At 60.6% G+C, this 14,284-nt stretch carries 16 protein-coding genes and 2 pseudogenes; 3 read left to right on the plus strand and 15 right to left on the minus strand.

Features of this window, described 5'->3' with window-relative positions:
• Positions 1-513: 513 nt before the first annotated feature.
• Complete coding sequence (locus tag CIMIT_RS04060) at positions 514-813, minus strand: hypothetical protein (RefSeq protein WP_024058949.1); 300 nt, start codon at positions 811-813, stop codon at positions 514-516.
• A 171-nt stretch (positions 814-984) separates the two neighbouring features.
• On the minus strand, positions 985-1,293 hold the full coding sequence (locus tag CIMIT_RS04065; RefSeq protein WP_024058948.1) for a helix-turn-helix domain-containing protein: 309 nt from the start codon (positions 1,291-1,293) through the stop codon (positions 985-987).
• A 2,573-nt stretch (positions 1,294-3,866) separates the two neighbouring features.
• On the opposite strand from CIMIT_RS04065, the gene erm reads away from it, so the two are divergent.
• Positions 3,867-4,721, plus strand: a complete 855-nt coding sequence (erm, locus tag CIMIT_RS12325) for a 23S ribosomal RNA methyltransferase Erm (protein ID WP_016456425.1) — start codon at positions 3,867-3,869, stop codon at positions 4,719-4,721.
• A 70-nt stretch (positions 4,722-4,791) separates the two neighbouring features.
• Here erm and CIMIT_RS12930 read toward each other — a convergent pair whose 3' ends face one another.
• The 4 genes from CIMIT_RS12930 to merA form a co-directional block, all read right to left on the minus strand.
• Positions 4,792-5,265, minus strand: coding sequence for a type IIL restriction-modification enzyme MmeI (locus tag CIMIT_RS12930; protein ID WP_231910342.1), 474 nt, complete (start codon positions 5,263-5,265; stop codon positions 4,792-4,794).
• A gap of 247 nt (positions 5,266-5,512) precedes the next feature.
• Positions 5,513-5,902: a peptide chain release factor I gene (locus CIMIT_RS13065; RefSeq protein WP_038589558.1), complete on the minus strand. Its 390-nt coding sequence runs from the start codon at positions 5,900-5,902 to the stop codon at positions 5,513-5,515.
• Positions 5,903-6,094: 192 nt separating this feature from the next.
• Positions 6,095-6,445: a hypothetical protein gene (locus CIMIT_RS04080; RefSeq protein ID WP_038593990.1), complete on the minus strand. Its 351-nt coding sequence runs from the start codon at positions 6,443-6,445 to the stop codon at positions 6,095-6,097.
• Positions 6,442-7,863, minus strand: coding sequence for a mercury(II) reductase (merA, locus tag CIMIT_RS04085; protein WP_038589561.1), 1,422 nt, complete (start codon positions 7,861-7,863; stop codon positions 6,442-6,444). Before merA ends, CIMIT_RS04080 begins: the two co-directional genes overlap by 4 nt.
• Before the next feature lie 98 nt (positions 7,864-7,961).
• Between merA and CIMIT_RS04090 the strand changes: the two genes are divergently transcribed.
• The gene (locus tag CIMIT_RS04090) at positions 7,962-8,351 is read left to right on the plus strand and encodes a heavy metal-responsive transcriptional regulator (RefSeq protein ID WP_005290994.1); all 390 of its coding nucleotides are present in this window, start codon (positions 7,962-7,964) and stop codon (positions 8,349-8,351) included.
• Between the two features lie 46 nt (positions 8,352-8,397).
• On the opposite strand, the pseudogene CIMIT_RS13070 reads toward CIMIT_RS04090, so the two are convergent.
• The 8 genes and pseudogenes from CIMIT_RS13070 to CIMIT_RS04130 form a co-directional block, all read right to left on the minus strand.
• Positions 8,398-8,643 (minus strand): annotated as a pseudogene (locus CIMIT_RS13070) (LLM class flavin-dependent oxidoreductase); the annotation flags it as partial.
• A gap of 199 nt (positions 8,644-8,842) precedes the next feature.
• Positions 8,843-9,595 carry an ABC transporter ATP-binding protein gene (locus tag CIMIT_RS04100; protein WP_038589569.1) on the minus strand — a complete coding sequence of 251 codons (753 nt, stop codon included), beginning with the start codon at positions 9,593-9,595 and terminating at the stop codon, positions 8,843-8,845.
• A gap of 2 nt (positions 9,596-9,597) precedes the next feature.
• On the minus strand, positions 9,598-10,680 hold the full coding sequence (locus CIMIT_RS04105; protein WP_051904785.1) for a FecCD family ABC transporter permease: 1,083 nt from the start codon (positions 10,678-10,680) through the stop codon (positions 9,598-9,600).
• A 3-nt stretch (positions 10,681-10,683) separates the two neighbouring features.
• Entirely contained in the window at positions 10,684-11,916 is a 1,233-nt protein-coding gene (locus CIMIT_RS04110) for an ABC transporter substrate-binding protein (RefSeq protein WP_038589572.1), read from the minus strand.
• Positions 11,917-12,021: 105 nt separating this feature from the next.
• Positions 12,022-12,216, minus strand: coding sequence for a VOC family protein (locus CIMIT_RS13120; RefSeq protein WP_197697019.1), 195 nt, complete (start codon positions 12,214-12,216; stop codon positions 12,022-12,024).
• 40 nt (positions 12,217-12,256) lie between these two features.
• Positions 12,257-12,697: an alternative ribosome rescue aminoacyl-tRNA hydrolase ArfB gene (gene arfB / locus CIMIT_RS04120; RefSeq protein ID WP_038589575.1), complete on the minus strand. Its 441-nt coding sequence runs from the start codon at positions 12,695-12,697 to the stop codon at positions 12,257-12,259.
• A gap of 242 nt (positions 12,698-12,939) precedes the next feature.
• Positions 12,940-13,602, minus strand: coding sequence for a hypothetical protein (locus CIMIT_RS04125; RefSeq protein WP_141760598.1), 663 nt, complete (start codon positions 13,600-13,602; stop codon positions 12,940-12,942).
• A 37-nt stretch (positions 13,603-13,639) separates the two neighbouring features.
• The gene (locus CIMIT_RS04130; protein ID WP_051904786.1) at positions 13,640-13,900 is read right to left on the minus strand and encodes a DUF1707 SHOCT-like domain-containing protein; all 261 of its coding nucleotides are present in this window, start codon (positions 13,898-13,900) and stop codon (positions 13,640-13,642) included.
• Between the two features lie 51 nt (positions 13,901-13,951).
• On the opposite strand from CIMIT_RS04130, the pseudogene CIMIT_RS12935 reads away from it, so the two are divergent.
• Positions 13,952-14,023, plus strand: a pseudogene (locus CIMIT_RS12935) (MerR family transcriptional regulator); the annotation flags it as partial.
• Positions 14,024-14,045: 22 nt separating this feature from the next.
• Here the strand turns inward: CIMIT_RS12935 and CIMIT_RS12940 are convergent.
• The gene (locus CIMIT_RS12940; protein WP_236620834.1) at positions 14,046-14,270 is read right to left on the minus strand and encodes a hypothetical protein; all 225 of its coding nucleotides are present in this window, start codon (positions 14,268-14,270) and stop codon (positions 14,046-14,048) included.
• Positions 14,271-14,284: the final 14 nt, after the last annotated feature.

Genomic DNA, 14,284 nt, shown 5'->3' on the forward strand with positions numbered 1-14,284 from the left:
GATATGCCAGCATCGATGTGTCGTGTTTGGGTCATCACGAAACGCTCCATCACGGCAAGCCTGCCGAGATGGATATTGGCGTATCTCACGACGCGGCATTATGCGGCATGCGCCGCATATCACTTACCGTCGCGGTCACAACTTCAGCAGCACAGCTGCTGAAATCTGCTTTGTCCGCGCTGCTGCACACCCTCAACCCACGGCCACAGCTACCGGCATATCTCGTCGCGCACGACACCATGCCTGCTGCGGCCGCGCATCACAGCAGCGCGACATACCGCCAGCCATGTGGCGGATGATCCAGGCGACGGGGCAGACGTGTATATGCCCCGTCGCCGATACCGGCGCAAGCATCGTGACAGTGTCACGTGTAGCGGTGCCGCAGCCACCCGCACACACGCGAAAACCCCGCCCTTGCGAGCGGGGTGTGTGGCGACATCAAACGTGACGGCTGTACGTCGTCACGCCGCGTGGCCGTACACACATGAGGTGATTGCGTGTACGGCTAAAGGGTTAGTCGGGTACAACTTCTAGATGCCGCTTCGGCTTACTGCCCTCGGTGCTCTCAGGCGTGTCGCCGTCACCGTTCTCAGGTGTATCGCTGTCCCCTTCGGTGCTGGCGGACTTGTCACCGTCCCCTTCGGTGCTGGCGGACTTGTCACCGTCGAGATTCACCTCGAACTCTTCGGCATACTTGCGCAACTGCGCAAGGCGCTCCTTTGTCGCTTTGTGTGCACGGCGCGCCTCGTTCACGGTATCTTTTGCTTGCTGCTCATCGCGCAGCGCTGCTGCGTAATCGTCTCTGAAAGACATGGTTTGTTCTCTTTGGTTGAATGAACTGTTTATTTGGACTCGGGGCACGACGGTGGAGCGCGCGTGTGTAGTAGCACGGCCATCACCCATCAGCCCTCGCACTCAGTTCAAGACCCAGCCTGACTAGCTGAGCTAAGCGGCGGGATCTCGTCGTAGGCGGGTTTGTCCGCATTAGTGCTTCACACCGCCCAGCACCGTGACGAGCTGCTGGCGCTGCTCATCTGTCAGTTGGGGCGCTGCATTCACGACGGCATCGACGAAGCCGTCGAATAGCTGCGGGGCAGGGCGGCGTGCGGCCGCGAGGTAGGCGTCGAGATCGTCTTGGCGAATCCGATAGGCGGTGCCGAAACGGTGGAATGAAAGACGGCCCTCTTTAATAGCTTTTCGCAACGTGGACTCGGAGCCGACGCCGAGATCGGCGAGTTCCTGCAGCGTGTAAAAGCGTGGCGCGACGGCGGTAGTCGTGTCCTTTTCGGACATAGAAAAACGCTCCTGGGCAGATTGATCTGTCCCGGAGCGGGGTGCTTTACCGGCTTGCTATTCAGGCGGCTTGGAGTGCCGTGCTCGACTCGCTAGAACGGTGGTCTGCCGTCCCATCGCTTTACGGGAGCGCTTACTCCCTACCTGACCGCTTTTGTGGTCGGCAATGCCGTTGCCAACCGGTCTATCTCGTCGGAGGAACCGCGCCTATCACGGTCGAGAGGCTATCTCTTTATGAATTATCCTCGGGGTTATCCCCCGTATGCGGCTGGCTATACCAAAAACGAAATAACACGCCACATACGGTCTAGAGGCCATCGTACGGAACTTATGCGTCGCGCACAATAGCCTGCGACCTAATCTTTACGAATCGAACCGAGCACGTTTCTACACGCCACGTGGCACGGCTGGGGTGTTGTGGTGGGGCAGCTGTTGTGTGGCGGCATGGTGACACGCAAGGGGCGCGCCTTTTTGTGACCTGTGACACGTCTATAGTGTGCTCGTTTCGTAGTTTTGACCTCGTTTCGTAATTTGCCGATCAAAATACGAAAAAATTACGAAACGCTCTACCTGTGGTTTCGTGATTTCCACAAACGAAAAGAACAAAACTACGAAACACGCAATAACGCTGTGACCTGCATAGACACTTGACATTTCGGGGGTGTTTCGTAATTTTGCGGTATTTCGACCCAAACCTTTTAAGAGAGAGACACAGACACACATTGCAGGCACATGTCTACGACATAGAGCGTCCTCGTTGAGGGCACGCTGCAGGGATTGTAGCTAGGTGACACGGCCGGGACGCTGCAGCACGGTGACACGCAAGGTGCGCGCCTTTTTGTGACCTGTGACACGTCTGTAGTGTGCTCGCTTCGTAGTTTTGACCTCGTTTCGTAATTTGCCGATCAAAATACGAAAAAATTACGAAACGCTCTACCTGCGGTTTCGTAGAACTACGAAAATCGGAAAACCAAATTACGAAACACGCGATAACGCTGTGACCTGCACAGACACGTCACATTTCGGGGATGTTTCGTAATTTTGCGGCATTTCGACCCAAACCTTTTAAGGGAGAGACACAGACACACATTACGGGCACATGTCTACGACATAGACCGTCCTCATTGAGGGCACGCTGCAGGGGTTGTAGCTATGTGACACGGCCGGGATGCTGCGTCACGGTGACACGCAAGGGGCGCGCCTTTTTATGACCTGTGACACGTCTGTAGCGCGCTCGTTTCGTAGTTTTGACCTCGTTTCGTAATTTGCCGATCAAAATACGAAAAAATTACGAAACGCTCTACCTGCGGTTTCGTGATTTCCGCAAACGAAAAGAACAAAACTACGAAACACGCGATAACGCTGTGACCTGCATAGACACGTCACATTTCGGCGGTGTTTCGTAATTTTGCGGTATTTCGACCCAAACCTTTTAAGAGAGAGACACAGACACGCATTGCAGGCACATGTCTACGACACAGAGCGTCCTCGTTGAGGGCACGCTGCAGGGGTTGCAGCTATGTGACACGGCCGGGATACTGCCACGCTGCAACACGTCCGTGGCGCGCCGTTGTGTGACACGCAACACAGGTGTTGTGTGTTCGTTTCGTAGTTTTGACCTCGTTTCGTAATTTGCCGATCAAAATACGAAAAAATTACAAAACGCTCTACCTGCGGTTTCGTGATTTCCGCAAACGAAAAGAACAAAACTACGAAACACGCGATAACGCTGTGACCTGCATAGACACGTCACATTTCGGCGGTGTTTCGTAATTTTGCGGTATTTCGACCCAAACCTTTTAAGAGAGAGACACAGACACGCATTGCAGGCACATGTCTACGGCACAGAGCGTCCTCGTTGAGGGCACGCTGCAGGGGTTGCAGCTATGTGGCACGGGACACAATCGCAATCAAGGTGTCTCTTCTTATTTAGATTTTCTTCAAAAAGTGGAAAAATTACGAAACGAAAACCATTTACGCTGCTCAACGTATGTTTTTGTGTTTCGTAGTTTTGTTCTTTTCGTTTACGAGATTACGAAATGACCCGCAAATACCTACCGTGACCTGCGGTGATGTGTTTCGTATTTTTCTGCGTAATTTCACGTCGCCCGAAGCAGACACCCTGCCGTGTGCTTGCTGCAGGGCTGCGGCCGTCCCTCCATGTGGAGCGTCAGTGTCGATGCTGTAACTTAAACGTACATACATTTGTGGCGCTCTCGTTACGTGTCTGTGCATTGCCGAGCTCTTTACTGTTGTGTGTGGGCGCGCAGCCGTAGTGTCCGTGCCACTCCGAGTAGGGCGCGTCGTACCCCAAACCCATGTTCAATTAAATTCCAATCCAGAGAGGTCTTGCACTGTTGCGGTGCGGTTGTCTTCTTTCTCACCGTATTGGACCCTGCGAAATTAATTGGATACGATAGGCCCATGTTGATTTCAGGTTCCGTTTTCATGCGGCCGCTCACCAGCCGCTAAGGCGGTTTTCTCCCTCCCGCAGGTTAGAAACCGCTCCGGTCCTTTAGCCGGGCGGCCATTTGCCATGCCCGGCTCCGTTTCAACTCCACGGAGCACACCTGATGTCTACATACGGATACGGCCGTCACGAACATGGCCAAAATTTTCTCACAGACCACAAGATCATCAACTCCATCGTCGATCTTGTAAAACAAACCTCCGGCCCCATCATTGAGATCGGGCCAGGAAGCGGTGCCCTCACTCACCCGATATCCCACTTGGGGAGGGCAATAACGGCAGTTGAGGTAGACGCAAAACTAGCTGCCAAACTCACAAAAAAGACCGCCTCGGCGTCGGTCGAAGTGGTCCATGATGATTTCCTCAACTTCCCGTTACCCGCCACTCCCTGCGTCATTGTGGGAAACATTCCCTTTCACCTCACCACTGCCATTCTTCGAAAGTTGTTGCATGCGCCGGCATGGACTGCCGCTGTACTCCTCATGCAGTGGGAAGTCGCTCGCCGCCGGGCCGGGGTAGGTGCAAGCACGATGATGACAGCTCAGTGGTCCCCATGGTTCACGTTTCACCTTGGTTCCCGAGTACCAAGGTCTGCTTTCCGGCCACAGCCAAACGTTGACGGGGGGATCTTAGTGATCCGCCGGGTGGGTGACCCGAAGATCCCGATAGAGCAACGCAAAGCCTTTCAGGCGATGGTGCACACCGTTTTCACCGCCCGGGGACGCGGGATAGGGGAAATTCTCCGAAGGGCAGGGTTGTTTTCATCACGTTCAGAGACACAATCATGGTTGCGCTCGCGAGGAATCGACCCCGCAACCCTACCTCCCAGATTGCACACCAGCGACTGGATCGATCTCTTCCAGGTGACTGGTTCCTCTTCACCGCGCCATCGGCCCATTTCACAATCGGGAAGTAGTCAACGCCCTCCTCAACGGAAAAATCGAGGCCGGCGGCGGTAATCCCCCCACCACCAAAACCGAAATCCACCAGTAGTAGTGAACGACCCATGTTCGTCTACCGTGAGCCGCGTTATGGCAGTGACGTGTTCTCGTCGGGCACAGTCATAGTTCCCGGCGTTGCCAGCGACAGGGTTCTACACCCAGCAGCGGGACCGATCAAAATCACCCGCACGGGGAACGACCCTGCTGGTGGTTTCGATTTTGATGAAAGCGAGGAGACATAGCCCCTCGCCAACTCCCCGTAGCTGGCGAACAGTAGCTCCTGGCGCTGGCGCTCGTTGGTGAGTTTGCGTGCCACATCGAAAGCCTTATCGACTTCCCGGTCCAAGTTGTTGTGAGCCTTGAGCAGAATTGGGTCCATCGATAACGGGTTGTAGTGCTCCGCGAGTGACCGCTGGGGGTGCCGCTCGCGTGCCCGCAGCACCAACTGTCCAGCGTCGATGATTCTCTGCTGCGCCTTCTCATCTAGTTCACACAGAGCTGGTCCGCAGTTGTAGCTCCCGATGTACTCCGAAAAACGGAAAAATAAATAGTGGGGATACATCAACCTTCCACTTTCCATTCTTCCGGCTCAGAGTATTGAGGGGTCTGGGACCGGGTCCGTAAACCCTTTATGTTTTTCGCGCACAGCGGTTTTTAGCGACGCACCCTATAGGTTTTCCGCAGAACCTATATGTGTTTCTGTGCACCCCCATATGTTGTCTGTTTCTAGCGGTATTTCGTTGTACTTTGCGCATCGAATAGTTATTTATCGACGACACTCCGTCGAGTTCAAATTTAACGTGTAGTGCTTAACCTCTGCGATGAACTCTTTGATCCCGGGACGTGATGAGGACTGGGGCTATTGTGCTCCCCCGAACGCTACGGCCCGGGGACACGAGGCTGTGTCGCAGGTGCAAGCGAGAGGACCAGGAGCGAAACACAGACCGCTGAGTCGACGCAGTCACGGTAAAGACGGAGCCGTCTAGGCGGTGCTCGAGGTTGCGCGAGATACGGTGACGCTGGGCGTCGGTAAGCGATGCGCATTCCGCGACATCGATGGAAAGCTGGACTTTGCCGTCCGTCGTGTTGACGCCCTGGCCGCCCGGAGTCGACGATTTCGCGAAACGCTCCGCGAGATCGGCGGCGATGACCGCACCGTCGGGGATCCCCGGGCCGGGCGCTATGGTCATGTCGTTCATGCCGCCCAGCCTAGGTGCCCACAACCCTTTCTCGTCTCGGCGGAAGCGGAGACCGCGTCGCGACGGCCGGGATCCAGCCTCAGTATTATCCTCGTCACCGGTTGATTCGAACGCTTTTGGCTCCTCCTTCTCCCGTCGGGCTTCGATTTCAGCGGCCTCCGCAGGTGGCAGTGATCGCTGGATCCGCTCGAATTACCGGTTCCGATCAGCGGTCGAAAGATTTTCGCAGCAGCCGGACCTGCGGCGCCGGTGCCGCCGCCGTAGCCTGACGAGCATCCCCGCCATGACGGCCATCACGACGGCGGTCCCGGCACCGATGATCCAGGGATTACCGAGGAGCCCACCGACGCCTGCGAGTGCTCCGCCCGCCGCGATGAACGGCAGGCCGCAGCAGAGCAGCGACGGAAGCGCGCAGCATGCCAGCAAGAGCAGCCCGGTCACTGCAGCGACGACGGGACCGGCGCGCCATTCGTCGCGGTCCTGATCGGCGCTCATCGTCTGCTTCAGGATGAGATCTCCCCGATTGCCTGCGTTGCCGTTCATGCGCAGCACGACAGCAGCGACGGGTCGGTGGTGAAGGCCTTCGCGGCGATCCGGATGCCCTCGGCCATGGTCAGGTAGGGGGCCCAGGCGTTGGCGACCTCGGCGACGGTCCTGCCGAGCACGTGGACGCCTGCGGCGGCGAGCTCCCCGGCGTCCTTGGCGACGGCGGTCAGGCCGAGGATCTCGTTCGTCTCGGCGTTCACGACGATCTTGATGAACCCGCGGGTGTCGCGGTTCACCAAGGCGCGGGGCACGTGGTGCAGGGGCAGGACGCGGCAGTCGCAGCGGATCCCCGCGGCGAGGACGTCCTTCTCGGTCATCCCGACCGCGCCGATCGCGGGCCCGGTGAACGTCACCCGCGGCAGGCGGGCGTAGTCGACGGACCGGTCGGCGTCGGCGAACGCGTTCTCGGCGACGAGGGTGCCGTGGTGGGCGGCGACGTAGACGAACTCGGGGTGCCCGGTCACGTCGCCCGCGGCCCAGACCCGCGAGTTCGAGGACTGCAGCCGGTCGGAGACGACCACCTCGCCGGAGTCTCCGGTATTCACCCCGACCGCATCGAGGTTCAGGCCATCGGTGACGGGACGGCGTCCGAGGGCGACCAGGACCTGGTCGGCGCGGAACTCCTGCGAGCCGCCGGACAAGGCGGCGGTCACGACGGCCTCGCCTCCCGTGCCGCGGGAGACCCGGGTGGGCACTGCGCGGCTGACGACGCGGATGCCCCCGTCGGCGAACACCTCCTGGAGCGCCTTCGACACCTCCGGCTCCTCCTTCGAGGCGAGCCGGGACCGCACGAGCAGCGTGACCTGCGAGCCGAGGCGGGCGAACAGCTGCGCCTGCTCCAGGGCGACGTAGCCGCCGCCGAGCACCAGCAGCGACTCGGGGACCTCCGTCAGCTCCATCGCCGTGGTCGAGGTCAGGTATCCGGTCTCCTTCAGGCCGTCGATCGGCGGTGCCCACGGGCGAGAACCAGTCGCGACCAGGTAGTGGTGGGCCTCGATGGTCTCGACGCTTCCGTCGGATCCGGCAACATCGAGAACCGGCGCATCAGGGGTGCCCACGAACGAGGCGTCGCCGCGGAGGACCTGCCAGCCGTAGGAGTCGGCGACGTCGGCGTACTTCTCGCCGCGCAGCGACTCCACCAACGCTTGCTTCCCAGCGATCAGCGCGGGCATGTCGACGGGATCCGCCGTCGTCGCGATCCCGGGGAACCGGGTTGCGGCGTCGACCGCGACGTGCCGCGCGCCGGCCGCGGCAATGAGCGCCTTCGACGGGACGCAGCCCGTGTTCACGCAGGTGCCGCCGAGCGTCCCGCGCTCGATCATCACCACCGACTTCCCGAGCGTGCTGGCGCGGATCGCAGCGGCGAACGCGCCGCCTCCCGATCCGATGATGGCGAGATCGTACTTCGTAGGCATCGCTACTCCTGTCAACTCTTGGCTTTCTGCTCTGTCTCAGCCATACTGGACCTTCCAGTGCAGGGGAAGGTCAAGCGCGGCCACGGAGGGAGACAGCAATGTGGATCGGAGAACTCGCCGAGAGGGCGGGCACTACCGCGAAGACCCTTCGCTTCTACGAGGAACAGGGCCTTCTGCCCCCGACCGAGCGCACGCCGTCCGGATACCGCGACTACGCGCCCGAGACGGTCGCTCGGATCGACTTCATCCACCGCGGCCAGGCCGCGGGTCTCACTCTCGCCCAGATCCGCCAGATCCTCGACATCCGCGACGGCGGCCATGCGCCCTGCGAGCACGTGCGCGACCTGCTTGACGTGCGCCTCGCTGAGATCGAGCAGCAGATCGCGCAGCTCTCCGTGCTGCGCGACACTATCGCGGACCTTAGCCAGGACGCCGCGCACCCGGATCCTGAAACGTGCAGCACCGATCAAGTGTGTAGGTACTTGTAGACGGCGGGAGTCAATGACTCAAACGCTACAACCCCGATATGCGCTAGCGCATGTCGATGCCGCCGGTGCCCACCTCGATGATTTTGGTGGTGGCCGCGATAGCACACAGCAGCGGCATCGGGGCGGAGGCCTGCAGCGCGAAGTGGTGGACTCGGAAGGACGCGTTGTTCACGCCGATTTCGTCCGCAGCCTGGGTGATCTCCAGACGAGTCTTGGCGATCTTTTCCGCAGATGGCCCGCACTAGCTGCCGAAGGCGTAATGCCCGAAGCTTAAGAAGCCGAACGCTTTCATTGGATAACACTCCTTTTGATGGTGTTAACGAGAGGGGGTAACTTTGCAACGACATACCGTCGAGTTCAAGTTCAACGTGTAGTTACGTGTAGTCAGGGGGGCACCGCGTCGCGCTCGACTTCCCACGCGAAGCTAGCCCCAGCGATGCGTCCCTGGAACCCGGACATGAACTGGCCGGGCCGGATCTGGGCCCACGCATTCACACCGGGCAGATGACCGGCACGCCGTCGTCGTCGAGGATGCGGGCGCTAATGCCGTAGACCTCGTTGAGGAGCTCAGGGTTGAGCACCGCGGCCGGGGTATCCAGCGCCACGACACGGCCCGCTTTGACCACGAGCAGCTCGTCGCAGAAACGTGCGGCGAGGTTGAGGTCGTGGATTGCAACCAGGGCAAGCCTGTCGGTTCCCGCCACTTCATCGCGGATGATTTCAAGCAGGTGCACCTGGTGGCGCAGATCGAGGGCGGACGTGGGTTCGTCGAGAAGTAAGACGCTCGGGGTGCGCACGAGCATCTGCGCGACGCCGACCAACTGGCGCTGGCCGCCAGACATGTCGGAGACCATGCGGTCGGCGAGGTGCGTGATGTTGAGCCGCTCCATGATGTCCGCCGTTGCCGCGACTGGATCAGCATCGACCGCGCCGCGGCGCTTCGCGGAAACCATGATGGACTCGAACGCGGTGAGTGACGCGGTAGTCAGCATGTCTTGGGGCACGTAGCCGATGGCGGTGGTGCGAGACTTGCCGGTGACTTCGCACCCATCGACGACGATGGAGCAGGTGCCTTGCGACGGCTTCTTAATCCCCGCGATGGTTTTCACCAGCGTGGACTTGCCGGCGGCGTTTGGGCCGATGAGCCCTACGACTTTGCCTTCTTCCAGCGGGCCGAAGGTCATGTCGTCGATGATCGTGGTACGGCCGTAGCCGACGGTGAGGTGCTTAGCGAAAATTGCCACGGTTAGCCCCTCTTTCGTGCGCGGGTGAAGATGAGGAAGACGAAGAACGGCACGCCGACCAGCGAGGTGATGATGCCGATGGGGATCGCTAGCCCTGGGATGATGGAGAGCGATACTGCGTAAGCCACGCTGAGCAGCATCGAGCCCGCGGCTGCCGCGCCGGGAAGGAAGAACTTCTGGTCCTCGCCCACCAGCATGCGGGCGACGTGGGGGCCGACAAGGCCGATGAAGCCGATGATGCCGGTGAACGCGACCGCCGAGGCGGCCAGGAAGGATGCCACAAGCAGGGTAGTGAGGCGCAGGCGTTTGACGTCGATGCCGAGGGCAGCAGCGCGATCGTCGCCAAGTCGTAGCGCCGTGAGGCGCCAGGAGTTGACTACGCAGAAGGGGATCGCTGCGGCGACCACCACAGCGAGGATGGCGTTCGCGGTCCAGTTCGCGCGCTGCATCGAACCCATGGTCCAGAACACGATCTGCTGGAGCGCTTCGATGTTGGCGCTGTACTGCAGCAGCGAGAGCAGGGCCTGGAAGAAGAAGCTCAGCGCGATGCCGAGGAGGATCATCGATTCGGCGGTGGTGCCGCGCCACACGGACGCCGCTGCCACGATAGCGACGGCGAGAAGTGCTGCGATCGCCGCAGTGAGCGCCAGGTTGAACTGCGGGTTCGGGATGAGCGTCCAGCCCATCACAATGGCGATCGCCGCACCGAACGCGGCTGCCGCCGAGATACCGAGGGTGAAGGGCTCGGCAAGGGGGTTGTCCAAGATGGTCTGCATCTGCCCGCCAGCGAGGCCGAGCGCGGCGCCGCACAGCAGTGCCATCACCGCAGCGGGCAAGCGCAGGGTGCGAATGACCACACGGGTCTGATACTCCACCGACTCGGGGTGGAAAACGGCGTTGTAGACGTCGGCAAGTGCGATGTCGATGGGGCCGACGATGACGGCGACGAGGAAGCTCACGAAAGCCGCAATGACCAGCCCCACGATGGCGAACGCTTTGTTGCGCCCGCGCTTGTGGTAGCTCGTAATCGCGGCCTGGCGAGCATCCACGTTTGCGGCGGGCTGCGCGGATACTCGAGTTGTCATGGGTTAGCTCTCGTCCGGGTTCGCAGGATCGTAGAAGAACACGCCGCTGTACTCGAACGGCATCCACTCCTTGTGGAACTCGATGAAGTCCTTGGTGGGGTGGTAGTCAGCGAACTCCTCCGGGTGGATCCACTTGGCGAAGGCTTCAAGCGCGAAGACGTTGAACGGGTTGTCGTAGAACTGGTGGTACACGGCGAAGTAGTTGCCGGTCTTCGGCGCTTCGAGCAGCTCGAAGCCGGGCAGTTGCAGCGGGCCGCTGCTAGTTTCTTTCGCCAGCTCGGCATTAGACTGGTAGCCCATCTCGACGTGACGGAAGAGGTCGGTCTTGTTCGGGTCGCGCGCCCACTCGCCGCCGGTGACAATGATTTTCTCTGGGTTGAGCTCAATCATCTTCTCAGGGGTGATGGTCTTAGTTTCCGGGCCGAGGACTTCTGGGCCGAGGTTGTGGCCGCCGGCTGCGGTGACCAAGGTGCCCAGGTGCACGTTGCCTGCGACGGCGCAGCACTCGTTGTAGCCGGCCGCGGTCCACAGCAGTACGTCAGGCTTCTCGGCAATCTTTGCTGTACGCTCGGAGATTTCCTTGACCTTTGCGTCGTAGAACTCGTTGTACTTCGCGGCGCGTTCGCTCTGGCCGAGCAGGTCACCCAGAAGCTGCATGGATACGGTTGTGTTTTCCAGCGGCTTCTGGCGGAAGTCGATGTAGGCGTAGGTAATGTCGGCGGCATCCATGTCCGCGATCATGCCGGACTCTTCGGCGGCCTTCTTCTGGTCGAGCGTCATAATGACCACGTCTGGGTCCTGCGCGAGCAGGTTCTCAACGGTGACGTCGCCCTTCTGGATCATGCCGATCGTCGGCAGATCCTTCGCTTCCGGCTGCAGTTCGAGGAGCTTATCGCGGAACGCGCCCGCGTTCTTCACTAGGTCCTGGCCGTACGCAACGATGTTGTCCAGCGGGTTTTCCTGCAGCAGGGCGGTGGCGTAGGCTGCGCGGCCCTCAGCCAGCACGATGCGGTCCGGCATCTCCGCGAACTCGATGGTGCGGCCCGCCGCATCCTTCACCGTCAGCGCTGCGTCCGCAGTGCGTGCTGACGTCTGCTTCTCCGCCGCTGCGGCCGAGGTGGCAACCTCAGAGGATGCCGTGCTGGCGGTGGTGCTGCCGGAGTCGGAGCAGGCAGCCAGGCCGATCGTGGTGGCGAGTGCAACCACGGTTGCACCGATCTTTTGTGAAAGCTTCAAAACTTCCCCTTTTGGTAAGTAAGCCTAAGCTTAGTTGTAGGAACGCTGGAAAGACTAAGGTAAGGCTAAGCAAATGTCAACGGTCTGAGTCGTGCATCATGCCACTTACCCCATAAACATCCCCATATACCCCATATTTTCGCAGTTCTGCTGCCTACACAAAAACTTGTTGCGTTCTGGATCCTGCATAACGGTCCAAACAAGTCCAGGTGCCTCATGGCTGCCGAGTTCAGTGGCACCCAACATCCTGACGCGCTCCACTAGGGCTTCGCGTTCAGTGGCGCCGCCGTCGATGTGCATGCGGTTTTACCGGGGGTGGGGTCGGCAACGCGCTGAAAACTTAGCGCCGGGGCTTACGCCTCGTCGACTTCAACTCCGAGCGCCGCTTCTTCGCTTCGAGACGGCGTCGCACCGAGCCGCGCGTCGGCTTCGTTTTGCGCCGCGGGGGAGGTGGTGGGGCGGGTGCCTCGCGCAACAAGGTGGCCATGCGTTCCCGCGCTTCGGCACGGTTGCGGATCTGCCAGCGCTGCGTCGACGCGCTCACGGTGAGCACCGTGCCGTCCAGGCGGTGTTCGAGGTTGTGGAGGGCGCGGCGGCGTTGGGTGTCGGAAAGCGATGCGCATTCCGCGATGTCGATGGAGAGCTGCACCTTACTGTCGGTGGTGTTGACGCCCTGGCCGCCCGGGCCCGATGCCTTCGCGAACCGCTCCGACAAGTCCGCAGCGGCGACGACGAGGCCGTCGGGGATACCCTGGCCGGGTGCGATGGTCAGGTCCTGCATGCCAAACACCCTACGTTCACCCTGGGGCGGCGGGCTGTTGCGTCCGGTCCCACAGCATTGATTCCAGTAGCGGAGGCCTGGAGCGTCCATTATCCTGCTCGTAGGGGCTTTCCTGTTGATGAATCACGAATCCGTGCTGCTGAGGATGCCTTGGGACGTACCTTCCCAGACGTCTTGCGGCAGCGCTTGATGTCGGAGAACGGCGGCCAAATCGACGATGACGCACTGGGCGATCTAGCTGGTCATGGCCCCACCGTCCTGTCGGGAGTGCGGTTGTTTAAAGGGGGGTAATTTAGCACTTCAATGCCCACTTCGGCGTTGTCGTCGAGCATGAGCTGGCTGCCGAAGGGCAGGCTTGCGTCGGACGAGTACGAGAAATGGTTAGGTGAAACCCGCAGCCACACCCGCTTTCCTACGTACTCGTCCCAGCCATTGGTGTTGTCCGAGGTTCCGAAATCCCAGTGCTGCACGGATCCGAGGCGAGCGAAGGGGCTTTCCTGGGCGACCTGGCTTCCCGCCTTATTTGCCGTGATGTTGACGGGGGAGTCGAAGACCAGCACGTAGTACACGTTGTTCGGGTCTTCGTCGCTCGGAGTGGGGCGGCCCTTCCGGGCCTGTTCGGTCGACCATGCCTCCACGTTGCCGGTGACGAGCAGGTCACCGTTCGAGTCGACGACTACCGGCAGGTTTTCCGCAGTATCCGCCGGTGCCTCCGCATCCGCCGGTGCCTCCGTATCCCCGCCAGGCTCTGCAACCTCCGCAGACTCCACAACCTCACTCGAATCCGGGTCCACCCACTGGGTGGACGTGACCACCACGATCTCGGGCGCGCCACCTCCGGCGCAACCCGAAACCACCCCGACAGAACTAGCTACAACAAGCGCGAACGCACGACGCAAATGCATGCGCCCACTCTAACCGGTGGGCGCAGGAAACTCTCGGCTATTTCCCAAGCTCCTTGCGTCGCTCGGCGGCGAGTTTCTCATCCAGCTCGAGCTTGGACGGCGTCCGCTTCTTCAGTGAGACCGGTTCGGCCGGGAGGGCGTCGAAAAGCATGGAAAGCTCCCCGCGCGTGCGCGCAACTACGGCCTGATCTGTGCGTTCTTCGAACTCCCCAACGTCCAGGTGACCGTCTGCGAACAGTGTGCCCAGCTGGTCCAGAGCTTTCGAACGCTCGGCGTCGCCGACGCGGATTTCGTCCATTAATGCTTCCAACTTGCACTTGCCCCTGCGGCAAGCTGTTCAATCGTAACCATGGTAGATGGTATCGAATACACGATCGGCGAGGCCGCGGAAGCCCTCGGCGTTTCCACCAAGGCGCTGCGCCACTGGGAGGCGCTCGGCCTCATCACACCCGCGCGCACGTGGGGCCGACCACCGCGTTTACAGCGATGCGGACCTCGAGCGCGGCGCGGCCATCGCCCTCTACCGTGGAGTCGGCGTGCCGCTTGCGCAGATCGCGCAGCTTCTCGACGCCTCCGGAGCCGCTCTCACCCGCGCCCTCAAGCACCACCAAGAAGCACTCGCTTCTCGACGGCGCACGCTCGACGCCCAACTCACATCTGTCCAGCACCTCATTGACAACGC

It is taken from the genome of Corynebacterium imitans (genome assembly GCF_000739455.1).
GTDB classification, from domain to species: Bacteria; Actinomycetota; Actinomycetes; order Mycobacteriales; family Mycobacteriaceae; genus Corynebacterium; species Corynebacterium imitans.